The sequence below is a fragment of the Methylocystis sp. genome (genome assembly GCF_051061225.1).
Lineage (GTDB): Bacteria > Pseudomonadota > Alphaproteobacteria > Rhizobiales > Beijerinckiaceae > Methylocystis.
Map to the genome: position 1 here is coordinate 26,463 of NZ_JBPFEB010000128.1, position 22,817 is coordinate 49,279.

The 22,817-nt window shown below is 59.1% G+C and carries 22 protein-coding genes and 2 pseudogenes; 9 read left to right on the forward strand and 15 right to left on the reverse strand.

The features are described 5' to 3' along the window. Positions 1-1,688: 1,688 nt before the first annotated feature. The 3 genes and pseudogenes from ACR652_RS21905 to ACR652_RS21915 form a co-directional block, all read right to left on the reverse strand. A complete protein-coding gene (locus tag ACR652_RS21905; RefSeq protein WP_434508597.1) occupies positions 1,689-2,060 on the reverse strand; it encodes a hypothetical protein in 372 nt (123 codons plus the stop codon). Between the two features lie 578 nt (positions 2,061-2,638). Further along, positions 2,639-2,950: a glutathione binding-like protein gene (locus ACR652_RS21910; protein WP_434508618.1), complete on the reverse strand. Its 312-nt coding sequence runs from the start codon at positions 2,948-2,950 to the stop codon at positions 2,639-2,641. Between the two features lie 113 nt (positions 2,951-3,063). Next, positions 3,064-3,318, reverse strand: a pseudogene (locus ACR652_RS21915) (hypothetical protein); the annotation flags it as partial. Here ACR652_RS21915 and ACR652_RS21920 point away from each other — a divergent pair. Next, positions 3,310-3,495, forward strand: a complete 186-nt coding sequence (locus ACR652_RS21920) for a hypothetical protein (RefSeq protein WP_434508598.1) — start codon at positions 3,310-3,312, stop codon at positions 3,493-3,495. The pseudogene ACR652_RS21915 and the gene ACR652_RS21920 overlap by 9 nt on opposite strands. A gap of 219 nt (positions 3,496-3,714) precedes the next feature. On the opposite strand, the gene ACR652_RS21925 is transcribed toward ACR652_RS21920, so the two are convergent. Further along, a complete protein-coding gene (locus ACR652_RS21925) occupies positions 3,715-4,251 on the reverse strand; it encodes a MaoC family dehydratase (protein ID WP_434508599.1) in 537 nt (178 codons plus the stop codon). A gap of 75 nt (positions 4,252-4,326) precedes the next feature. On the opposite strand from ACR652_RS21925, the gene ACR652_RS21930 reads away from it, so the two are divergent. Then, positions 4,327-4,788, forward strand: coding sequence for a winged helix-turn-helix transcriptional regulator (locus ACR652_RS21930; RefSeq protein WP_434508616.1), 462 nt, complete (start codon positions 4,327-4,329; stop codon positions 4,786-4,788). A 250-nt stretch (positions 4,789-5,038) separates the two neighbouring features. Here ACR652_RS21930 and ACR652_RS21935 read toward each other — a convergent pair whose 3' ends face one another. Then, positions 5,039-5,683, reverse strand: coding sequence for a TetR/AcrR family transcriptional regulator (locus ACR652_RS21935; protein WP_434508600.1), 645 nt, complete (start codon positions 5,681-5,683; stop codon positions 5,039-5,041). Between the two features lie 159 nt (positions 5,684-5,842). On the opposite strand from ACR652_RS21935, the gene ACR652_RS21940 reads away from it, so the two are divergent. Both ACR652_RS21940 and ACR652_RS21945 read left to right on the forward strand, forming a co-directional pair. Further along, positions 5,843-6,898 carry an alkene reductase gene (locus ACR652_RS21940; protein WP_434508617.1) on the forward strand — a complete coding sequence of 352 codons (1,056 nt, stop codon included), beginning with the start codon at positions 5,843-5,845 and terminating at the stop codon, positions 6,896-6,898. 409 nt (positions 6,899-7,307) lie between these two features. Beyond that, a complete protein-coding gene (locus ACR652_RS21945) occupies positions 7,308-7,532 on the forward strand; it encodes a hypothetical protein (protein ID WP_434508601.1) in 225 nt (74 codons plus the stop codon). Positions 7,533-7,830: 298 nt separating this feature from the next. Here the strand turns inward: ACR652_RS21945 and ACR652_RS21950 are convergent, their stop codons facing one another. After that, positions 7,831-8,871: a LysR family transcriptional regulator gene (locus ACR652_RS21950; RefSeq protein ID WP_434508602.1), complete on the reverse strand. Its 1,041-nt coding sequence runs from the start codon at positions 8,869-8,871 to the stop codon at positions 7,831-7,833. A gap of 329 nt (positions 8,872-9,200) precedes the next feature. Here ACR652_RS21950 and ACR652_RS21955 point away from each other — a divergent pair, with 329 nt between their 5' ends. Then, positions 9,201-10,004, forward strand: coding sequence for an NAD-dependent epimerase/dehydratase family protein (locus tag ACR652_RS21955; RefSeq protein ID WP_434508603.1), 804 nt, complete (start codon positions 9,201-9,203; stop codon positions 10,002-10,004). Between the two features lie 8 nt (positions 10,005-10,012). Further along, entirely contained in the window at positions 10,013-10,558 is a 546-nt protein-coding gene (locus ACR652_RS21960; protein ID WP_434508604.1) for an NADPH-dependent FMN reductase, read from the forward strand. A 351-nt stretch (positions 10,559-10,909) separates the two neighbouring features. On the opposite strand, the gene ACR652_RS21965 is transcribed toward ACR652_RS21960, so the two are convergent. Then, positions 10,910-11,161: a general stress protein gene (locus ACR652_RS21965; RefSeq protein WP_434508605.1), complete on the reverse strand. Its 252-nt coding sequence runs from the start codon at positions 11,159-11,161 to the stop codon at positions 10,910-10,912. A 1,169-nt stretch (positions 11,162-12,330) separates the two neighbouring features. On the opposite strand from ACR652_RS21965, the pseudogene mscL reads away from it, so the two are divergent. After that, positions 12,331-12,752: pseudogene (gene mscL / locus ACR652_RS21970) on the forward strand (large conductance mechanosensitive channel protein MscL). A gap of 293 nt (positions 12,753-13,045) precedes the next feature. On the opposite strand, the gene ACR652_RS21975 reads toward mscL, so the two are convergent. The 8 genes from ACR652_RS21975 to ACR652_RS22010 form a co-directional block, all read right to left on the reverse strand. After that, entirely contained in the window at positions 13,046-13,642 is a 597-nt protein-coding gene (locus ACR652_RS21975; RefSeq protein ID WP_434508606.1) for an HPP family protein, read from the reverse strand. Positions 13,643-14,026: 384 nt separating this feature from the next. Continuing rightward, positions 14,027-14,995 (reverse strand): 2Fe-2S iron-sulfur cluster-binding protein, encoded by a 969-nt coding sequence (locus ACR652_RS21980; protein ID WP_434508607.1) that lies wholly within the window; start codon positions 14,993-14,995, stop codon positions 14,027-14,029. Between the two features lie 10 nt (positions 14,996-15,005). Continuing rightward, a complete protein-coding gene (locus ACR652_RS21985; protein WP_434508608.1) occupies positions 15,006-15,371 on the reverse strand; it encodes a group I truncated hemoglobin in 366 nt (121 codons plus the stop codon). Between the two features lie 85 nt (positions 15,372-15,456). After that, positions 15,457-15,705, reverse strand: a complete 249-nt coding sequence (locus tag ACR652_RS21990) for a hypothetical protein (protein ID WP_434508609.1) — start codon at positions 15,703-15,705, stop codon at positions 15,457-15,459. A 15-nt stretch (positions 15,706-15,720) separates the two neighbouring features. Then, complete coding sequence (locus ACR652_RS21995) at positions 15,721-16,419, reverse strand: RNA polymerase sigma factor (RefSeq protein ID WP_434508610.1); 699 nt, start codon at positions 16,417-16,419, stop codon at positions 15,721-15,723. A gap of 510 nt (positions 16,420-16,929) precedes the next feature. Then, complete coding sequence (gene hemA, locus ACR652_RS22000; protein WP_434508611.1) at positions 16,930-18,216, reverse strand: 5-aminolevulinate synthase; 1,287 nt, start codon at positions 18,214-18,216, stop codon at positions 16,930-16,932. Positions 18,217-18,425: 209 nt separating this feature from the next. Beyond that, a complete protein-coding gene (locus ACR652_RS22005; RefSeq protein WP_434508612.1) occupies positions 18,426-18,704 on the reverse strand; it encodes a hypothetical protein in 279 nt (92 codons plus the stop codon). Positions 18,705-19,189: 485 nt separating this feature from the next. After that, positions 19,190-20,956, reverse strand: a complete 1,767-nt coding sequence (locus tag ACR652_RS22010) for a DHA2 family efflux MFS transporter permease subunit (protein WP_434508613.1) — start codon at positions 20,954-20,956, stop codon at positions 19,190-19,192. A gap of 8 nt (positions 20,957-20,964) precedes the next feature. Between ACR652_RS22010 and ACR652_RS22015 the strand changes: the two genes are divergently transcribed. Beyond that, entirely contained in the window at positions 20,965-21,876 is a 912-nt protein-coding gene (locus ACR652_RS22015) for a LysR family transcriptional regulator (protein WP_434508614.1), read from the forward strand. 104 nt (positions 21,877-21,980) lie between these two features. After that, complete coding sequence (locus ACR652_RS22020; protein WP_434508615.1) at positions 21,981-22,694, forward strand: MarR family winged helix-turn-helix transcriptional regulator; 714 nt, start codon at positions 21,981-21,983, stop codon at positions 22,692-22,694. Positions 22,695-22,817 lie beyond the last annotated feature (123 nt).

The following is a 22,817-nucleotide window of genomic DNA, read 5'->3' on the forward strand; positions in this document are numbered from 1 at the left end:
ACCAGCCTCGCTTTCGCAAAGCTCACACATTGGCGACGGCCCGCATAGATCGGGGGTGGGCAGATTGAGACTGGCGGTGGCCCAACTCGGGATGGGGGACGGGCCGCCGGACAGCGTGATACACATCGAGTTGACTCCGTCACTCAGCCCCTGAAGTTCGCTGCGCGCCACTGTCAGGGCCCGGTCTGGGGCTAGCTCGCATGATAGATCCCAACACGAAAGCTGTCATTACCATAGCGAATATGACCAAGATTGAGCGGCAGCGCTGACGCCATCCCTCGCGTGAAAAGCCGGCTCGCAAAATTGCCTCCACTCGGCGCCCCTAGGGTGTAGTTGAGGAATGCTGCGCGCTTGTTTGATCTGACTGAACCGGCTCGGGCAGTTGTTTGCCACTGAGCCTTCCTTGTATCGCGAGTTTCACTGCTGAGGAAACAGAGGGCGTCGTATTGTCAACTTCGGTTTCACTCTGAGGCCCGGGGGAATGCCATACAATTCAGTCCGAGGCTAAGCAATCGAGTTGACAGGAACTTCCTCAAACTTCCATCGAGATCGGGCAAATCCCGTAGACTTCCGAGCGTGGAGACCTCGAGGAAGCGGGCAGTCGTCACCCGAGCGAGCGGCGCGCCGGGCTGAGGGGCGCGGGAGCCGGAGGCAATGAATATGAGACGAGGAGTGAGGTGGAAGCGTCGTTGCAGAGCGTGTTTTGCACCCCTCCCGGGTGCGGTGAATCGCTCTCGGCAGCTCGACGTCGTAAGCGCTATAATCGGAATCGCACAGCTTGGAAGACGTTCCAAACGCCTGTCCCGCCTCCAGATTGTGATAACGGTCGCGATCGAGATGTCGCGACCGATGCTTGTTTACGATGCTATCGATCGCGCCGATCGTGCATCAGACTTCAATCAATCAACCAGAACCCAGCGGGCTGCGAAATAGGCGGCTGCGCCAATCGCGACGATTGCCAACATTCCGACTGGCGTAGCCGCGTAGGTGGTCAGCTCAAGAATAGCTCCCATAGGTTTTCCTTTTCAGATTTTGAGGGTTGAGAGCACCCGGCAGAAACGCTAATGGGCTCCCCGATCGATATTGGGCTTGTGGCCGAAACTCGATGTGGAGAAAGCTAATTACCTTTTCCGCATAAATACAAGCGTTGCTTGTTACCGCTCGAGGAGAGGCGATAAGACGCCGCACTCTTGGCAGCTGCTGGCCGAAGCGCTCGAGAAGTGACCTGGGCGTTCGCCCGGCGGCCCCGGCCTCTATCGCTTTTCGAGCGACCGGAAGGTTTAGCTCGCGAATGCTGCGGCAGAAGGCGGGCTAGTATACGGCGATCCCAGACCGAGACAAAGGCGACGAACCGAGCCCTGAAATTGTCTCCCGGACGAGGGTTTTCCCTGGGAACATCGGAAACTGAGGGTCGCCACGTCGACGGGATGTCTAACTCTTCAATGACACCACGGACACTTCCGTCAGCATTGCAGGGGAGCAGCGCAATCCCGGCGGGCCGCGTTGCGCTAGATGGGGCCGACCCGCATCTGTAGTTGACGTAGGTGGCCAAAGTGAACAGGGTGAGCAGCTAAACTTGGGAGCGGGCGCATGCTTGGGGCGTGACAAGGCATCGAATTTCCACACAAGCGTGCACCGTCGCGAAGCTGCGTTTTGGAAATTGACTCCTTCAGACGGCACCCCGAAAATTACTTCCGCAAGGGACCCAGCAGCACCCATTTGACGATAGCGAACCATGCCGCCGGCAAGCCGAGCATTACCTTATTGCGAACGTCGGCTTCGGCCTGAGACATCGCTTCCGGAAGCTCGCTCCCCTCGACCCCCCGGACTTCGATTATGTTTTCGGTTCCGTACCGATCTTGTAGAGCCTTTGTTGCCGATCTCTCGTCCTTGGCATCGACCGGGATGCTCGTCGAAGAGCCCTGCGTCCTTACGATACCTAAAAATCTGCGTTTCCCTGTCTCGCTCATTCTGAAGATGTAGGAACTTTTCCTGAAACGGCGAGAAGTTCGTCTGACCTGGTTGAAGCGCTTCGCCATTGAACTCACATCGATGGGCATGAAACAATCGAGCGGGAAGAATATTACATCGCATCTGCGTGCTGCATGCGCACAACAACAGAGCGCGGCGGTCGGTTGATTGACGATGGAATGGTCGCCCGGCTCGGCGAAGATGATAAGGGCGAGCCCTGCAACAAAATCAACAAGCGCGAAGCCAAAAAATTCCGGTCCAAGGTTGTAGCCTTGGCATGGGCGCGGGCATCTGGTCGGAAGCGATGGTGGCTCAGTTTCAAGCCCGAGAGCTTGACGGTCGGTGGGCGAGGTAGCGCGGGAGGGGCGGCATGATACGCCGCTCTCCGGGAAGCATGGAGCATCGCAGAATGGCCTGCGACCGACCAGGCCGCAAAACAGGAAACATGGAGGGGCGTCGTGCCCAGGCCTCCCAGTTTCCGTCGTTCGACGGCTGCGATTTCCGCGAGCGCGGCGGTCGCTTGGTCTTGGATGTCCATTGTTAGAGCACTCTGTAACACAGAACTAACAACAACCTTCGGCGCTGCAAAGCTCAAATTGTGGAACGAGGAACCAACCCGTCGCAAGGCGGGTTGGTCCGCACCCAGAAATTCAGAGTGGGAGCAGGATCAGGCTGGTTCCCAGGCGCGCTTCGCCGCGAGCTTTTCCACCTGAGCGCCGGCGCGCAACCGCGCAGGGCGTTTCTCCAAGCCGCTCCAGTAGGCCTCGAATTCCGGACGCTTCTCGATTGTGCCGAATCGCAAGTTGAATCCGATCATCGACCCGACATAGATGTCGGCGGCTGTGAAATTCTCCCCCGCAATATAGCGGCGACCTGCCACGGCCTTTGCAAGGGTATCGCCCACAGCGGCGTGCGAGCCATAGCCGAAGCGTCCCTGCATCTCCGGCGTCGGATCCCAGCCGACTGCGTGATTGCCCATAGCCGCTTCCACGCAGCCAGCGGCGAAAAAGAGCCATCGGTAGCGAGACCGGCTTCCGGGAACGCATCGGCGAGATAGGCGCAAATGGCGGCCGTGTCGGTTACCACCGTGTCGCCGTGTTTGATGGCCGGGACTTTGCCCATCGGATTGATAGCCAAATATTCGGTCGCCTTTATCGAGGTCCCATACTCCTTGACTTCGAGCGAGTAGTGAACGCCGATTTCCTCCAGCTTCCAATGCACGAGGTATCGGCCGTTGCACGCCCTGCGCTTGGCACAAGGGAAAGCAATCCTTGAACACATAAGACCCGCCTTATATATACAAACCTTCCGCTCGATCGAAAATGGGACACGGCTTATATGGAGCATTCCAACAAACGCGTGAAATATGGCTTCGGTGAATTCAATCTCGGCGATGCTTGGCGCTATTACAGCGTCTCACTCGCACGCGTCCGCAGCGCCGCCCAGATGTTCGGCCAGCGTCACGGCATGAAATTCAAGGTCCGGCAGGAGGGCAAGTCCGTCCTCGTTGAGCGGCTTGCCTGAGCCAGTCGCTTACGACCTTCTTCCCAGAGTCGGCCTGGAGCAATTCGGGCCTTCTTTTCATAGGGAACGGGAATCGTCTCACCACACGCCAATCGCTCCTTCCCTGCCCTGGCAGGAAAACTTTCTGCGAATGGGCCGTTTACCGCCACGCAATGGCGAGCAAATCTGTCGGGGTATCCAACGGCGTTGCTGAAGACTCATTCGAAGGCCGCGGCCTGGCTAAGACAGGCTTACGTTTGGCTCCTCTCGCTCCAGATCAGCATCTAGGCGACGCATTACCTGTAGCTTAGATGTCATGATTTGAACGATCTCCCCGCGCTGGTTGCGCGTTTCTGTCCGTACAACGATTACGCCCCTGTTTGGGTGCGACGGCGATGGCAAGACCTCTATTATTTCGCTCTCTACAGAAAGAACGTCGCCCGCGCGTGTTGGACGCGGCCACTTTATTTCGATGTTTCTCCCGATAACGCCGCCCGCTATTGGAGCGCCTCCGTCCACCAACAGTCTCATTGTAATCGCCGCCGTATGCCATCCGCTCGCGACGAGCGCGCCAAAAAACGTCGCCTTGGCCGCGCCTTCGTCGATATGGAAAGGCTGAGGATCAAACTGTTTGGCGAAATCCTTGATTTGTTGCGCGTCGAGCAAATGGGCGCCGCTGCGGAATCGCTGGCCTACGCGCATATCTTCCAAGTAATACCGCTCCCCTGCCGCCAGATACACTTCCGCCGCCACGGTCGCTCTCCTCGTTACTTGCATGATGGTAGAGACTATGTTACTTCCACCATGAAAGCAACCTTGAGGTCCTCGATGAGGCGCAAAAGTTTTGGGGCCATGCCTTGTCCAGTCGCTCGGAGTCTTGAGCGTGTCGGCGAATGGTGGAGTATTCTGATATTGCGCGACGCGTCGCTTGGGCTGACGCGCTTCGACCAATTTCAGCGCAGCCTCGACATCTCGCCCAATATGCTCACCCGACGGCTCAATGCTTTGGTTGACGCAGACTTGTTAGAACGCCGCCGCTATTCAATCCGACCACCACGGGACGAGTATATTCTTACTGAAAAAGGCAGAGATTTCTGGCCCGTCCTGTGTTCTTTGCTCGCCTGGGGCAACAAGCACTTTGCGCCCGAAGGGCCCAGCGTGGTGATTATCAATCGCAAAACTGGCCAACAGCCTGATCCGGTCGTCATCGACCGGCACACTGGCCAGCTATTGACACCATCGGACTTTCAAGCCGCGGCTGGCCCTGCTGCAGATAAAGCTACGCAAGGACGCCATTCTTACCCTTCGCAATAGGCAGTCACGTTTTTTATTGCCTAATGCACGGTCAGCTATTGGTATTGCTATTTGACCGCGGTCTGTCTCGTAGCGGCGATCGGAGCTTCTGCTGGATCACGCTTTTTACGTTGGCTGCGCCGAGACGACGCCTTAGGATGCCTTATAGTTTTTCAACACTCTGGCGATGAATGAGCGGCAATCTGGCCAAGATTGTCCTCTAAGATATGCAAATGCCCCCGCCGAAAAAGCGAAGCATCTGAGCTCCGCATTAACGGCTCTTGAGTTTCTTCCGCACATTACGTTTTTCGTGTTGGGTCGCCTCCTTTGACCAATCCGCATAGAGCCCGAGACCAGACAGCGTCATCCGGGCCAACTCCCAAAGCTTATCTTCGCATTTCAGCGCTTTTGCGAAGACCCCGAGGCCCATGATCAGATTCTGAAGCGCGAGAGCGAGAATACGCGTATCCGCGTTTGCGGGGATTTCGCCGTTCTTCTTTGCGCGGTCGAGAAGCGCGCGATAGCTCCATACCGACTCGCAGGCCATCTTCGACATCTCCGCAGCCGGCCCCTCTTCAGCGGGACAACATTCTGCGATTGTGTTCGCGATGAGACAGCCTTGCCATCCATGCTGGGCGTTGAAGCGGCAGACCTCGCGCACGAAGTCCGTGAGGCGCGGCAGAACCGCGGCGTCGGAATTTAGCGTCGGCGCCGGCGGCATCAAAGCGAGATAGGCGCCGACCGCTTCACGGAACAAATCCTCCCGCGATTTGAAGGCGTTGTAGAAGCTCGAGCGGGTAATGCCGAGCACCTCGGACAAATGCTTCACCGATGACGCTTCGTATCCCTCGCGCCATATCTCCCGCATAGCGGTCTGAATAGCCTCGTCCCGATCGAATTTCGACGGACGCGCCATTGCATGTCCCCTTTCCCGAATTTTTGTCCACAGGTGGACAAATGGCTAGCGCCGAGTTATATACATAGTAGAACAAAACCCGCGGAGCAGCAATCAGCGCCAGCGCGACCTGCGCTGACAAGATTCCCAATGAGCGTTCGACAAAACCGGAGCTTTCTCATGTCCGTGCTGTTTCAGCCGCTTCGTCTCGGCGATCTCGAACTTCCAAACCGCATCGTCATGGCGCCGTTGACTCGCTGCCGAGCCGGCGAAGGCCGCGTTCCAAACGCTCTGATGAAGGATTACTACCTGCAGCGGGCTTCGGCCGGCCTGATTCTGACGGAGGCCACTTCGGTCTCGCCCATGGGCGTCGGTTATCCCGATACGCCAGGCATCTGGTCGGAGGCGCAAGTTGAGGGCTGGAAGGAGATCACGCAGGCCGTTCATCAAGCCGGCGGCCGCATCATGCTCCAGCTCTGGCATGTCGGCCGCGTGTCGCATCCGGTCTATCTCAACGGAGCGGAGCCGGTCGGGCCGAGCGCCATCGCGCCTGAAGGGCATGTCAGCCTCCTGCGCCCGCATCAATCCTATCCTACTCCCCGCGCTCTGGAGCTTCCCGAGATTCCGGGAATTGTTGAATCCTACAAACGCGGCGCGGCCAACGCCAAAGCGGCCGGCTTCGACGGCGTCGAATTGCACGGGGCGAATGGCTATCTGCTCGACCAATTCCTTCAGGACAGCGTGAACAAGCGCGCGGACCGCTATGGCGGCTCAGTGGAAAATCGCGCCCGCCTGTTACTCGAGGCGACGGACGCCGCCATCGAGGTCTGGGGGCCGGGCCGTGTCGGCATGCATCTCGCGCCGCGCGGCGATGCGCACTCAATGGGGGATTCCGATCCAAAGGCGACTTTCGGCTATGTCGCCCGCGAGCTCGGCAAGCGGAATATTGCTTTCATTTGCGCCCGCGAACATGCGGGGCCAGACGCCCTTGGCCCCTACCTCAAAGAGGAGTTCGGCGGCGCCTACATCGTCAACGAGGGATTCACGGCCGCAACGGCGGAAGCCGCAATATCCGCGGGCGACGCCGACGCAGCGGCGTTCGGCAAGCTCTTCATCGCCAATCCGGACCTGCCGGAGCGTTTACGCCGCGGCGCGCCTTTAAACGAGCCCCAGTCGGCGACCTTCTACGCCGAGGGGCCTGAAGGCTACACGGATTATCCGCCATTGGCGGCTTGAGCACACATCAAGCCGGAATTTACGGAGGATTTAAATGTTAGACATACTCCTCTGCATTCATGCCAACACTGGGAGTGGAGGCGAACTCCTTATTAGCCTGTTAAATGATCGGGCGCCCCTCTCGCCGACCTCTGTCGCGTCGGTCACGAAGAATGCCTTCTCGCTCAGGGGCCTCTATTCGGATTATTCTCGCGCTGTCGCATGCAACTATTCTCGGGATATTGCGGACAGGGCTTGGGCGAGCAGATGACCTCAAAAGTGAGCCGGGCGTTGGTTTCCATGCCCCGCTTCTCCTCACGTTCCACAATCCCGCCCAAACTGATTCCATCACCAAAGCCTAGAGGGGCGTTCTGTGGCGCTGCGAACGGCATCGCGCACGAGAACTCACCGAAGAGGAGAACTAAGCCAGATGATCGACCTCAGCCGTCCGCCTAACAGCGGTCAAGACGTCGTCGCCGCGCGTGTTCGTCGTATGCTCACAAGCTACTTGTTCAACTGCCCGCGCGGCCCGGCGTCTGTCCGCGAGATGATTTGCTCGGACATCCAACGGTTTACAGAACTCGGCGCAAGACACTACGTCGCGGACCTGATCGAAGTGTTGAAGCAATATGACTCGGCTTGTTCGAAATGCTGAGATCAACCTAATCAGCCGGAGAAGGACGAGCAGCGACGCTGACCCCAGTGTGAACTACCGCGCCGCAGCTCCAACGCCGCGGCTCCTATCCAGGCTACCAACGCGTAAATGAGGCAATTGCTCTTAATCAGACAGAAATCCGCCGAGCTGTTCGCAGAAATAATCTGGCGCCTCGTCCGCCACGAAATGGCCGCCTGAATTTGACCGGCCACGACTTTAATGCTGCAGCCGGTTGACGCCATCACTCTTGCACGCCTTCATAAACTACATCGGCAAACAGCGAATGTAAGCCGAAGGACTAAACGCCTCTAAGATTCTGCCGATTCCTGGCACGGACTTCGACGGCCTTCGCCAATTCGCCAGGTTCTCCTGTTGTCCCTGGCGCTTCTGACTGTCTACGCGACTCAATTTTTCCTTCGTATATTTCCTTAGCCTCACCACGCACAAGCGCGCAGAACCACTTTAGCAGGGGGTCGGTAGCCCGAATTTGAGAGGAGACGAGTGTCATCGGCAATGCTGTGTTCTTAAAAGGCGGCTTCAACAAAACAAGGCCGAAATGATCGGCAAAACGGCGAGCGAACGTGGCCGAGAGAGTCGTCACCATATCGGTCGCCGCAACGCAGGCGAGCGCGGCTGTAAAATGCGGCGCGGTGAAGGCCATGCGGCGGGAAACGCCCTCCGCGGCGAGCATGGCGTCAATTTCGGACGTTCCGTCGCCAAGCAGCGCGACGCCGACATGATCGAAGCGACCGTAATCTTCGAGTTTCCACCGGCGCTTCGCGGCCGGATGACCTCGGCGCAAAATAAGTGCAAGTTCATCGCGCGCGACGGTCTCGCTCACGGCCCCAGGCGGGAGAGGCGTGCTCGCCAGCGCGAAAGCGAGATCGAGCGCGCCGCGCTCCAATCGCTTGAGAACGTCGTTGTAGGGCTCGAAACAAAGATCGACCAGGGGGGCCTCACGCGACAGACGGCTCATGATCGCTGGGCCGAGCAAGATCGACTGCGTATCGGCTGCAGCGACGCGCAAAGCTCGGCGCTCTTTTGTGGGATCGAATGGCGTCGGATTGAATACTGGCTTCAGGCCGTCGAGCGCTGCGATGACGCGCGGCGCCAGCGCTTGCGCTTTCGGAGTCAACGCATAGCCTTCGCGCGCGCGAACGAGGAGCTGGTCCCCGAGCAGGTGCCGGAGCCGCGCGAGCGCGCGACTCATAGCCGGTTGGCTGAGCCCGACGTCTTCGGCGGCGCGCGTGACGTTGCGCCGCCGAAGCAAGGCGTCGAGCGCCGGTAAAAGATTGAGGTCGACGCCGGCTAAATTCGTTTCACGCATAGCCGGGATCATAACAATGCATTTTGGATATGCAAGGCGCGGCGATACGCTCGCACAGCATCTCGATGGGGAAGAGAGCTACCGCCGCCGCTCCGATTTGAGTTTTTGCCGGGCAGAACAGCTCACGATTGGTGCGCGCGGAGTCCTAGCCTCGCCCCCGAGGGAGCGCGCGCCGCGTTAATATCGTAAGACTGAAAGTAGAGGCGGATGAGCACTGATATTACTATCTTCGGCTTCGGCCCTGTGGGAAGGGAGACGACGCGGCGGCTTCTCGCGCAAGGGGCTCCGTTCGCGTTGCGCAGCGCCACACGCCGCCTGATCTACATCAAGGCGCCAGTTTCATGGCTTGCGACGTCCTCGACGCCGAAGCTGTGGGACGGGCGACAGAAGGCGCGCAGCAAATCGTCGTCGCGGTTGGACTTCCCTACGACGGGGATTTCTGGCGCGTCGCCTGGCCGCGCGCAATGACCAATTTTATCAACGCCTGCGAGGGGGCGCGGGCGCGTATGGTTTTTGTCGATAATCTTTACATGGATGGTCCACAAAACGCGCCCTTGCGGGAGGATATGCCCCTTGTTCCTTTCGGCGTGAAGCCGGCCGTTCGCGTCGAGACGACCCGCATCTGGATGGCGGCGACAGAAGCCGGAAGAACTCGGGTAGCGGCTCTACGCGCCTCAGATTTTTATGGACCCGGCATCACTTTATCTCATTTGGGCGCGAACGCCTTCGGCGCAATCGCGGAAAGGAAGCGCGCCCTTTTGCTGGCGCCGCCAGACACGCAGCATGATTTCGCTTACGTCCCGGATGTCGCACGTGCCGTCGTCACCCTGCTCGATGCGCCGGACGACGCTTACGGCCACGCTTGGCACCTCCCTTGCGCGCCGATGCGCACGCCGCGCGAAATCGTATCTCTCGGCGCCCAGGCGCTCGATAGCGCGCCAGGCATTTTTGCTTTGCCGCTTGCGCTCATGCCGGTCCTTGGCCTGGGTTCCCCTCTACTGCGCGAAATGACCGAGATGCGATTTCTTTGGGATCGTCCCTATAGGGTCGATGCGAGCAAGTTCTCTTCTCGCTTTTGGTCCGACCCGACGCCGCTGGAGGTCGGAGCCGCCGCCACGGCTCGATCTTTTGCAAGTGACGCATAGAGGCGGCCATGCGCTTATTGGCGATTTCTGGCAGTTTGCGATGCGCGTCCACGAACACGGCGACGTTAAAGGCAATGGCGTTGCTTGCGCCTCCTGGCGTCGACTTTGTTCTCTACGATCGGCTCGCAAGCCTGCCGCATTTCAATCCCGATCTCGATCGCGCCGATGCTCCTCATCTTCTTCCCCGCGCAGTTGGCGAGTTACGCCAAAACATCGGTCAAAGCGACGGCGTTATGATCTGCTCCCCGGAATACGCGCGTGGCGTTCCCGGCTCCTTGAAGAACGCGCTCGACTGGCTCGTCGGCAGCATTGAATTTCCCGAAAAGCCCGTCGCGCTGATCAACACCTCGGCGCGCGCGGTCCATGCAGACGCCCAACTTCGGGAAACCCTCGCCACAATGTCCGCCAGCCTCATTGAGGCGGCGTCCCTCACTATCCCAATTGAAGGAAAGGCGAGAGACCGGGCCGCGAATGCCATCGTGTCCGATTTGGCGTTGTCCGAGAAGTTAGGTGCAGCCTTGTTGACTATCGTCGCGGCAATTCAACGCGCCTGATTATTGAGCGGCGTGGGCGCTTGCCACGCCCAATGCGGTTTGGGGTGATGCGCCGTCGTTCAGGCGCGCGACCCGCGCCACGCGGCTAGCAGCGCGAGGCCGTTTTGATCGAGATCCGCGTTCCAACCTCGCGGTCGACCGGGAAGATCGAAGGCTTCTTGCATGTCGATCGGGATGAGGACAAGCTGCTTAGGGTGGAACATCCGCACTCGCATATGTCGCTGGAACATGGTGTACGCGGCAAAGCTTGCCACACCAACTACGGAGCGCAATAACCATTCCGCTGATTGTCGCCTCTTTATCAGCTTAAGCGGCCTGAGCGCGCTGGCCCGCGCTCAGGCCGAATGCTTATCAGCCTCTATGTGAACCGTGCGACGCGTGCCCGCCTTTGCGGCCCGCTTCTGATGCAAGAGCGTGGTTCTTGGCAAAGCTCCGTTTAGTCGGGTCGACACTCTGTCCACCCTTTCGCCCGGCGCGCGCCGCGAGTTCGGGGTTCTGCGAGAAGCTGCGTTTTTCATTCGGCACGCTCTGCCCGCCCTTACGGGCAATCTCCCGCTGTTTCTCCGGGTCCATTGAAGCAAAGCCTCGCTTCGAGTTAGCCATGAGCGCCTCCCTAAGTTTGAACTTGGCAGGTTACTTAGGTCAGGCTCGGGCGGCGGCAAGGCTGGGGCGAGCCAAGCGACATAGCGGGGACAGTGATTAGGTGATCCCACCGAATGGCGGAGACGACCTTCCGTCTGCCATGCGGCAAGAACGCCCTCGTGGGATGCGGCGGGAACAGATATTTCCGGCCTCTCCACATTTTGGATCAATCGCCTCGCTGCATCTGTGGAGGCGCTCGGCGCGAGGCCGTGGGATCGGAAGCGGCGTCCTCTCGAGGGCAGGTCTGCCGTGAGCGCCGCCGTTCGCATGGCTGCAGCAGCGCTTGTGCTTGGATTTTTTATGCCAACTACCTCGGCGACGCCCGTCAGCGACAGCGAGTTCTCCACTCCATTGAAAGCGTCAAACTCTGAACCCAGCCCCCGTTCAGGAGCGCTGCAAGGCGGCCGAGGCGGGGTGAGCAATGCGCCCGGCAACTATCTGGTCAATGCGACGCCATCATCGCCGCTGCAGTTCTGGAATAGGGTGAGGCGACGGGGTGGTTTGGCAATTTTAATTACCACTACATCGCGCCGCGCGCGCTCACGGAGGATGGATTTCTGAAAAGTCCTGCGATTGGCAGTGTCAACGCGCGCGTCGGCTATCGGTGGAAAGAGCGCTGGACGCTCCACCTCGACGTCTTCATTATGTTCAACTCTCGGTCTCAGCAGATCGCTTACGGCTCCGGCTCATTCCTTGCCACCGATCCGCCTTTCCGGACATGCACGGGCGCGCTCAATATTCCGACGACTGACGCGATCTGCAGCCTTGGCCAGATGGGCGTTGTCGGCCATCCGGTCGAGAAGCTATCCTGGCGTCTGACATTCGGCGGTCCCCTTGATTTTGACCCCCAGATGACAAAGCGTCCTGATTTGATCGAACCCTTCCAGCTTGTGAAGTTCTGGGAGTAGCGTCCGTTTGCGCTTGAGATCCCGCGGGAAAGGCCCTCGGCTTCGGCTTTTAGGGATGCTCTTTAAAAAATCGACGTTTGCGCCGACCTAGGCATCGGCGCAGAATCCGCGGGCGTGGCCCTGTTCTCTTCTTTCCTGCGTCCGCTAGCGCGGCACTCGTTGTAAGAGCGGGACATGCGGCGCACCCTTGGCTTCGGCTTCAGAATATCTATGGAGACCAGCATGCTGCAGGATTTCAAGAATTTCGTCATGCGAGGCAACGTCGTCGATCTCGCCGTCGGCGTCATCATTGGCGCCGCCTTTGGCAAGATCGTCTCCTCGCTTGTTGACGACATCATCATGCCGATCATCGGCAAGCTGACGGGGGGTTGGACTTCTCCAACTATTATTACTCGTTTTCGCCCGCGGCGCATTCCGACATGACATATGACGAAGCGAAAAAACTTGGGGCGACGATCGGCTACGGACAATTCGTGACGATCACGGTCAATTTCCTTATTGTTGCATTTATCCTCTCTATCGTCATCCGCCAGTTCGAAAGGCTGAAGAAGCAGGCTCCAGCCGCTCCTCCGTCGCCGCCGCGCAACGAACTGTTGCTCGAAGAAATTCGGGACGCCATTCGCGGACGCTCGGGAACGCTTTGATCTTCCAACCACGGGAGGCCGCCTCACGGTGGCCGCCTCCCGTGTTTAGGCCTTTTGTGACATGTATGGACGCAAGGCGACGTTATCCAAACGTGCGCCCCATTCGGCTTTTGGGAAAGGCTGATTTCCCGTTGTGGAATTTTTCCGAGGGACAGGGATGACCGTAGGTTTGTAGGACCCGGCGACGTTCACCTTCGGGCTGACAATCCTTTTATCCCTTCTCATCGTCTGCACCCGGCCGCTTCCGTTTAGATGACACAAAAATCCGAAAATTGGGCGGCATTCCCTCTGCGTCACAGATGTCGCCAGCATTGGTCTTTTCGAGAGATTGCAGGATGGCATATTCTAACGATCAAGCCGATAGCGGAAGCGAATAGAACCCCGACTGTGACGATAGAAACCGTGTTCCAGTTCGGTTTCAGGCCGCCGAGCGTGACAAGCATGGTGGTCGCCGCGGCAGGGGGATGCTGAGCATTCAAAACCGATTGCAGGCAAACCGTTACAGACACCGCAAGAGCCGTTGCCGCCGCCCGCTGCAGTGACAGAATCTCACCGCTCATGACCGCCGGTGTGCTTTGGGCGTCGAATGCAAACAGCGCCACAAACCCCGCGCAAAGGCCGATAGCATGGCCAACGATTGTATTCCAGATCCTTGCGCCAGGTTCGTGCGGCGTGACAGCCTGTAGAAAAACGGTCGGCCCAAGGCTGGGGAAAAGCCAGGGTTGGTCGGCTGCTAACGTAAGCGCTCCGATAGCCCCGATGGCTAACCCAGACATAATCGCAGGATAGAGCCATAATACTAGGCTACGGCCGCGGCGATTTCTGAATTCAACGACTTCTGGGTTTAGCTGCGGCGCAGTTCGGGAGTCGTCTGTGGAGATAGGACTCATTGCTCAAGCGCCTTGCATGAAAGCGTCGAAACGAGTCGGTTGAGGGCTCTCACCGCGCATCTAAAACTCCGCTTCTATCGCTGATATACGCTTCCAACATTTTTTCCACCTCGCAGAGAAAGAAGCCCGTTTGTGGGCTGTCGCATAGGCCGAGGAGAGCAAGGCCCGTGGTCGGCTTCGAGCCTGTCGAGGTGACGCTGAAAAGCGTTGGTGGTTACTCTGTTCGCCCGACCGAAACTTTGTCGTGCGGGATTTGCCACAGCGCTGCCTTACATGAGCGCCATTCCGAAAATCCACGGGACGACGGACGAGGACATCGACCGCCATACCGGCACGCCTGGCCGATGAATCAAAAGGAATGTCGTGGCGGCAGGCCACGTATCCTCAACGGCCAGAGCCCGCGGGAAGAAAGGTGTCGGAACGCATTTGCTTGAGGCTGGCGCCCTTCAGATAGAGATCGCGTTTCAGACGGCCTACCAATTTTTCGCCGCCACAGAGGAAGAACGCCGTGTGGGGGGGCGCGTTCTCATGCTCCAGCGCCGCCGCCGCCACGTCGCCGCCGTGAGGTCCGGTGTCGCTGAGGACGCGCGGGATATAGTGGAGGTTGGCGTGCCTCTTCGTCAGCGCCCGCAGATGATCGTGCAGATACAGTCCTTCGCGCTCTCGCGCCCCGTGATAGAGCCGAATTGGACCACGATGTCCGCGCCTCAGAGCGTCTCGCAGGACGCCGATCAGAGGCGCTAGGCCAGTCCCCGAGCCGATCAGCGCCATCGGCTGATCGGGATCGACGCCTTCATAAATGCACGTTCCGAGAGGACCGGCGATATGAAGCCGACGGCCATGCACAAGCTCGTCGGAGATGAATCCGCTCATTCTCCCACCCGGATGAAGACGGATGTGGAGCTCGACGAAGGGATCGTCCTCCGGCAGACTCGCGATTGAGTAGTGCCGTCCAAGTCCGTCGTCGGTGATGAGCTCCAGGAACTGACCGGGACGATAGGCAAAGTTCGAGTCATGTTCCAGCCGCAGCCGCACCACGTCGCCAGAAAGGCGTTCCATCGAGTGGACGACAGCCTCCGATCGGGTCCCGGTTTCCTGAGCAGGGACGACGGTCAGAGGCGTATCGGGCACGCAGACGCAAGGCAAAAAATAACCCAGCGCCTTTTGCGCGTCGCTGAGCCCCTTCTGCGCGGCGGTCGGCGGATTGCCTTCGACCGCGCGATGCAGGCAACTCTGGCAGACCCCGGATCGGCAGGAGTGAGGCGCGTCGATTTCAGCGCGTAGCAGCGCGGAAAGGACGTCCTCCCCCGGCTCGATCTCGATGGCTGCTTCTCGATAAGTCAGCAGCGTCATCGCTCGGGCCTCAGTGGTTCAGTACGTCGCTGCGAACGGAATTGGCCAACGCCGCAACTTCTTGTACTTCCTTTTCAGCGACGCCGAGCTGCCGGAGCGTTCTCGACAGGTCTTCGATCACCGCGTCGACATGCGAATCGTTCAAGCCCTTGGCGACAAGCCTCTCGTGTGCCTTTCGCATGTCTTTGCCCGTATACTTATTGGGGCCGCCAAACGCCATGGTCAAAAAGGATTTTTGCTTTGCGAGCTGGTCTTCCATATTCACGCCTTCGAAGAAGCGTGCGATGCGACCGTCGGCGAGAACCGTGCGATAGAAAAGGTCGACTGCGGCGTCCACCGCCTTTTCGCCACCGAGACGCTCGTAAAGACTAGACATGCGTATCCCTCCCTCAGGCCAACCGCGTTTCGACGGCGGCCAATTTTCTTCGAACGCTCCTTTAGAGGAGCGTCAGGGAGGATTCTTACCTGGAGGCGTCGGATTTTTTTTCAGCCAGAACGACTTCAAGGAGACCGAGGTAAACCTCTTCGCACTCCGGGCACTGATGCATATGATGGCGCACGTTCGGGAGGCGCGCCGCGGCGTCCTCGCCTGCAGCCTCCAGCTCGGCATAACGCGGCAATCGCTCGAAATAATCGCTGCATGACAGCTCCTCGCCGGCTTTCGCGGCGAAGATGGTGTCGATCAGGCGTCCGAACTCGGTCCGTTTCATGTTGGATTCTCGTCGCTAATCATTAGATGCCTGAAACAAAGATTTCTTACCGTCTTCAAAATAGGGCCGCTCGGGCCGAGGCGTATCAAAAATGGCGATGAGCTCGCGATGTGTGACGCCCCTTGAGAGGAGGGCCGCCTGGAGCCGCTTGCGCGCATCGTGGATGAGCTTATACAGGCTATTTCGATTGGTTCCCAGCCATTCCGCGACGAGGTCGAGCGGCATTTCCTGGAATGCGTGGGCAATCAACGCCTTGCGCTGCAAAGGGGTCAGCGTTGTTTCGATTAGCTCAGTCAGTATCGCCCAAGCTTGTTGCTGCTCGAGACTTCGTTCGGGTCCGGGATTGTCGATTGGCCAATGCGGCATGGCGTCGCCAAGGCGTGCGGCTTCGATGGCCGAGGTTCGCCAGCGGCGACGCCGCAGTTCGTTGAGGGTGACGCGGATGGCGATCGAATAGGCCCATGTCGTGAATTGGCTATCGCCGCGGAATTGATCCAGCTTGGACTGAATGAGGAGCACGGACTCCTGTGCGCAGTCTTCCGCGAGATCCTCATGATCGTAGCTAGGGCCGGCGGCGTTGGTGGCGCCTTTGCGGGACAGGAAACTGAAAATGGCGCGGCGCAACAATTGCCGCAGCTCCTTGACGGCGTTCTCCTGCCTCTGCCCCGTCTGGCGCAGAGCCGCTAGCCACTCAGTGTTGGATCTTGTCGTCACCGACGCCCCTGGAGTTGACGATTAGCCACACGCTCGGTCCCTCACAGGCCATCGACGATGTCCAATGGACGCCAGATCATCTCTAGTCTGCAGCTGGAGGCGAAGTTCCCCTGCTGTCGATGGTTGCTGGAATTTACAAAGATCAACCGGTCAGGCGCAAGTCTGATTTGCTTCTCATCGCAGACTAGCGGCCGGTCGATAGATAAAAAATTTCAGCGGGATATTTTCCTTCGCTCACATGGAACGCCTGGTTTCGAAATCACCACGGCGGCCCTTCATCGGAGGCCCATCCGGGCGTCAAACAGCAGGCCCATGCCACCATGGTAGTGGATTTTACAGCGCCAATTCCCAGAATGAGCCAACCAGCCAACGACAAGGTCGGTCGGCCCCCAATAAACCGGCCTCTGGCGTGAGGTTGGAAACCGCAGCGCCAAACCAACGATTCCGTTTGTTGTTGCCCACGCCGCACGGTATAGGCGCCGACGTCGTCTGCGACATCGACTTCTTCCGCTACTGCGCCGCGAGCTTGATCCCCGGATAGGCGCAGTGTTCCTTGCCGTTCTCATCGACATGCAGATGCGACGGCGGCTCCACGAAGGGGATGCCGAGCGTGTGCCATACATCGACCATCGCCTCGACCAGATGGGCGATGTGGTCCTGCGTGTGGCGCGGCGTCGGCGTGACGCGCAGGCGCTCCGAACCCTTGGCGACCGTCGGATAGTTGATCGGCTGGATGTAGATGTGGTGACGCGTGAGCAGCAGATCGCTCGCGGCCTTGCACAGCTCGGCGTCGCGCACCATCACCGGCACGATATGAGAGCCGTTTTCGAGCACCGGCAGGCGGCCGGCGGCGAGCGCATGTTTGGTGATATGCGCGGCGCGCTGATGGGCGGCGCGCAGATCGGGCCGGCGCTTCAGCAACCGCACGGAGGCGCAGGCGGCGGCGGCCACGGGCGGCGGCAGCGCCGTCGAGAAGATGAAGGCGCCCGCATAGGAGCGGATCGCGTCGATGACCACGGCGTCGCCGGCGACATAGCCGCCCATGGCGCCGAAGCCCTTGGCGAGCGTGCCCTCGATCACGTCGATGCGGTCCATCACGCCGTCGCGCTCGCAAATGCCCGCGCCGCGCGGGCCATACATGCCGACCGCATGGACCTCGTCCACATAGGTCATGGCGCCGTAACGCTCGGCGAGATCGGCGATCTCGTTGACCGGCGCGATGTTGCCGTTCATCGAATAGAGGCTTTCGAAGACGATCAGCTTCGGCCGGTCGCCGGCTTCGATCAAAAGCTCTTCGAGATGGGCGAGATCGTTGTGGCGGAAGACCTTGCGCTCGGCGCGCGACCGCTTCACGCCCTCGATCATGGAATTGTGATTGGAGGCGTCGGACAGGATCAGGCAGTTCGGCAGCAGATCGGCGATCGTCGAGATCGCCGCGAGATTGGAGATCCAGCCGGAGGTGAAGACGAGCGCCGCCTCCTTGCCATGGAGATCGGCGAGTTCGCGCTCGAGTTCGACGATGGCGTGGCTCGTGCCAGAGATATTGCGGGTGCCGCCCGCCCCGGCGCCGACCCTGCTCGCGATCTCGACCATGGCGGAGATCGCCTCGGGGTGCTGACCCATGCCGAGATAGTCGTTGGAGCACCAGACCGTCACGTCCTGGACGGAGCCGTCGTCGCAGTGCCAGCCCGCGAGCGGGAAGCTATCGACGTCGCGTTCGAGATGGACGAAGACGCGATAGCGGCGTTCGTCCTTCAGACGAGAGACGGCCGCCTCGAAATATCGCCGATATAGCATCTCTGTGCCCCTCGATTTTTTTTCGCTCATGCGCATCCGACAACCCATTCAGGTTAAGGGCGGGGGCGCGAGAAACGCCGCGCCCCCTTATCGCGCCATCGAGAGGTATTTGGGGGGCGATGGCGCGATTCTTGATCATCGACATAAGACGCTAAATGCACTTCGACTTTCGAAGCGCATGAAGTCGATGATTGGCCGCAGCCTCTAAGCTATGGCGTTGCAAATAAAAACGCTGCGGGGCCGGCCAATCCAGCAAGCACGAAAAGAAGTCCTCGCAGGTCTTGATTCGCGATTGGAACTAAGGCTTGTCCGTCTTGCTGCTGTCTCAGGCGTTCCGAATGGTTAACATTCGCTCGGACATCCTGCGTGGAGGGCGAGACGGCCGATGCATGCGGGTGGGGACGCTCAGCGAATTCATGCCGAGGCGAGGCGACGGCAAGTTGCGCCGTAGTGAATAGGATCAGCAGCGCAGAAAGAAGATATTTCATCGATGTGTCTCCTTTGACCTTGCTTGGGATCGAGCGACTGAAGGCATCGTCAATTCCGTTACAGAGTTTCCTGCCACGTCCCGCTCGACGTGACGCCTTTGCGTTAGCGTGAGCCTCTAAAATCGCGCGAAGTCCTATTGAACGTGGTCACTTATCCTGCATGCATGATTATCTTTCTTGTGACGTCGCCTGTTAGATGCATTTGCATAGGAGGTTCTTACCCCCGAGCATCAAGTTTTTTTAACCGGATCGCGCCGCGCTTGATGCTCTGGCTTCTTCAAGACGCTTGAGAAGATCTCATTTCAATCGCCCATAGTTGCGGCGGCCATGCTCCCGAGTTCCCGGCAGCCGAAGCCTTTGTCGGTCTTTGACGTCGTTCGTAGCAAACAGAGTTTAACCCGCGGCGGAGGCCGCGATCTTCCTTGCCCGAGACGCAGCCCGCGGGCGGCGCTGCAAGACCCACGCGATGGCGCCCTAGCTCCACGTCATGGCGACTCCATGAGCTCCTCCGCTCGCAGATGCGCCGCATCCCCACGCCGCCAGAAGGCGATCATCGTCGGATGTGCGAACCAGAGGAGGACGGCCAGCAACACGAAGACGACAGCGCCGACCAGAAACACGTCGTTCAACGCGAGCAGGGCTGATTGCTCACGTATGAGGTTTGCAAGCCGGCGCATCACCGTCGAGGAGTTGAGACCCGCAGCTTCAAGTTTTGCGGTTGTCTGCGCGAAAAGATCCAGTGATGCGAACCGCCGCCCACCGAGGTGATCGGCAAGATCGAGCTGGTGGAACGGCAACCGGCGGAACTGCACGACAGCGAGTAAAGAGATGCCGTAAGAGCCCGCCACGGTGCGCAGCAACGCCAGTTCCTCGGCGGCGCGAATAAGCTTCGCTCCAGAGAGCCCGTGCATGGCCAGGCTGGCAAGCGGGGCAAAGAAGAGGGCAATGAAAAAGCCGAAGAACAGCATCGGCCAAAAAAGCTGGTCGAACCAGGCAAGCCGGTCGAACAGCCCCAACCAAGTAAGGGTCCCAGCGAGGCCGACAAAATCGAAGAAGCTGATTAGGCGCCCGTCGACCGTTTTGTTGAGTTCATGGAGAATGGCGACCGCCGGCCCCGCGACGACGAACATCAATAGGTAAACCATTCCCGCAAGGGATGAGGTATAGCCCATCAGCAGCTGCAGCTGAAAGACGAATACCGACAAGAGCCCCTGGATGATCAGAAATCCGAACACGGAGCAGAAGGTCGCGATCGCATAGTTGCGATGCCCGAACAAGCGCAAGTCAAGCACGGGATTGCGCTCGCCGAGCTCCCAAATCACAAATGCCGGAACCGCAATTTCAACAACGACGAGGGCTGTCAGAAGGATCGGCGACGCGAACCAGTCAAAATCGTTACCCATATTAAACACAGTCTGAGCGCCATAGACGATGACGGTAAGCAGGGCGACGCCTACGAAGTCAAAGCGCACGATCCTCACATTGAAACCCCGGCCATAGAGCAGCGCGCCCACAAGGGCGGCCACTAGCACGCCGACGACGACGTCGGTATAAAACAACCAGCGCCAGCTCAAGAATTCGGCGTACCATCCACCGAGAAACACGCCGATCGTTAAGGGTGTCATGCTCAACACCCCCCACAATCCGACGGCCCAGGTACGTCGGCGCTCGGGAAACTCCCTAAGCGCCAGCGATTGTGCGAGCGGGAGGGTCACACCGCCTGCGAAACCAAGCGCAATGCGGGCCGGCAGAAACATCCAAAGGGTTTCGCTCGCCGCACAAACCGATGCGGCGCAGGCGTAAAGGAGGAACGCGACGACATAGACGCGATAGTCGCCGAAGCGGCCCGAGAACCAACGCGCAAACGGCAGGCCAAGCGCCAGCCCAACCATATGGTCGGTCGTCCCCCAGGCGCCGAAACTCGGCGTGACGCCGCCGAGACTGCCGGCCACATAGGGTACGGTTATCGTGTAACCGGGGACATTGGAGAGGACAACGACCGTACCAAGCGCTAGCGCGGCAGTGAACAGCCAGAGACGCCAGCCGCGTAACGGCCTGTTGTCAACGAACATCGTGCGTCCCAAGACCGGCGCGCTCGGGAAATGGCGACTGATCGGACAACAATCTCTGCAACATGGCGCTCGCACGAACAATTTCTGCCGTGCGCAAGGGGCGCCGGTCGGAAACAGGTTCGCATTTGATTTAGGAACAGACAAATGTGTTTTATTGATTTTATTATCAAACTTTTTCATACTAACTCATGGACATCAACCTTGCTCGGACCTTTCTGGTGGTGGCTGAAAGCGGAAGCTTCATTGCGGCCGCAGAGCGCCTGCACCTGACCCAAACTGCCGTCAGCGCCCGAATTCGAACGCTGGAAATGGAACTCGACCGGGTGCTTTTCATTCGAAACAAGGCGGGCGCCCGGCTGACGCCAGCTGGTGAACGCTTCAAGCGCTTTGCCGAGACGCTTGTGCAGATATGGGAGAGGGCCCGGCAACAGGTCGCTCTTCCCGCCAACAAGGCCGACAAAATCACCCTTGGAGGCGAACTGAGCCTTTGGCATCCCCTACTTGCCGATTGGCTAATTTGGATGCGCCTGAAGTGTCCTGACATCGCGGTCAGAGCGGAAGTCGATGCTGCGACGCGCCTCGTCGAACGAGTCGAAGAGGGATCTCTAGACTTGGCGGTCGTCTATAGCCCGCCTCAGCGCTCTGGGCTCGTTTGTGAGTTACTTATGGAAGAAAAACTTGTCCAAGTGACGAGTTCGCCTGACGGAAGCGTCGATCCGAGCAGTTACATTTTCGTAGATTGGGGCAACGCGTTCCAAGCTAATCATCAAGCAGCGTTCCCTGAGCTTGGTAGTCCCGCTACGTCAATCTCCCTAGGACCGCTTGCTTTGACCTTCCTTCTGTCGGTCGGCGGTTCTGGCTACTTCCGCATTGGCACGGCGCAACCCTTCGTCGACGATGGACGGTTGCATCGGGTGCGAGGAGCTCCCGAGTTCTCTTACTCCACTCACGCCGTCTACGCCGCCGGCCGAGCCGATGAGGCGCTTGCGCGTGTCAGAGAAGGGCTAAGAATCGCGGCCTCCGGCCGCGAAAAGCCAGGCCTCTCGACTGTCATTGAATCGCGGAAAGGCCCAAACAAACTATCCACCGCGCCCCAATAGCGCGCGGGCCAGTGACGATGGCCGGCAGCAAAACGCGCAAGTCCTCGGCGCTCGCGTTTCCGCTGCAGCCCCCGCTTCAAATTTCTCTTGACCTAAATATATAGGTGTCCTATGTATATGACATGACCTGTGTTGCGTCAGATCCCCTCTTAACCCGCCGGATTCGCGACGGTCTGGATCGCATCTGCGCCGTCATGCGCGCGGATCAATGGGCGATCGCCGGGACGGCTGGGCTTAATCCGACCCAGACATATGTTCTGACGTTTATTGCCGGCCGAGCGGAAAAAGGTGTGCGCGTCGGCGCGATCGCCGCGCAGCTTGGCGTGTCTCAGCCTACGGCGACCGACTCGATCGCGGCTCTGGTTCGCAAAGGCTTGCTGACAAAGACATCTGACCCACAAGATGCCCGAGCCGTCACCATGCGCATCACCCAAGCCGGATGCGACATCGTGCGAGGGATCGGTCTCGTCATAACCGCGACCGAGCGCGCCCTTGAAACATTGTCAGACCGGGAACAAACCGAGTTACTGCAACTGGTCATCAAAACAATCCGCGCGCTTCAAATCGCCGGCGCGCTTTCGCCCCAACGCATGTGCGTCACCTGCCGGTATTTCCGCCCCAACGTCCATAACGAATCAAAGACGCCGCACCATTGCGATTATGTCGGGGCGGCTTTCGGAGCTCAGAGTCTGCGTCTCGATTGCAGCGACCATGAAGCGTTATCGCCATCCGACGAGGCGGTTCTCTGGAGAAGCTACACGACAACGTTCCCGGAACTTACCACGGGCTACGACGCAATGGATGTTGATTTCCGCTGAGAGTTGACCCGGGAGAGCGGGAAATTTCCGCTGAGAATTGACCCATGTTCTGAACCCGCCCTGGCTGTTTTCAGCGGGGGTCGACGGAGTGATAGACATGGCGTTATTGAGCGTTATCCGGCG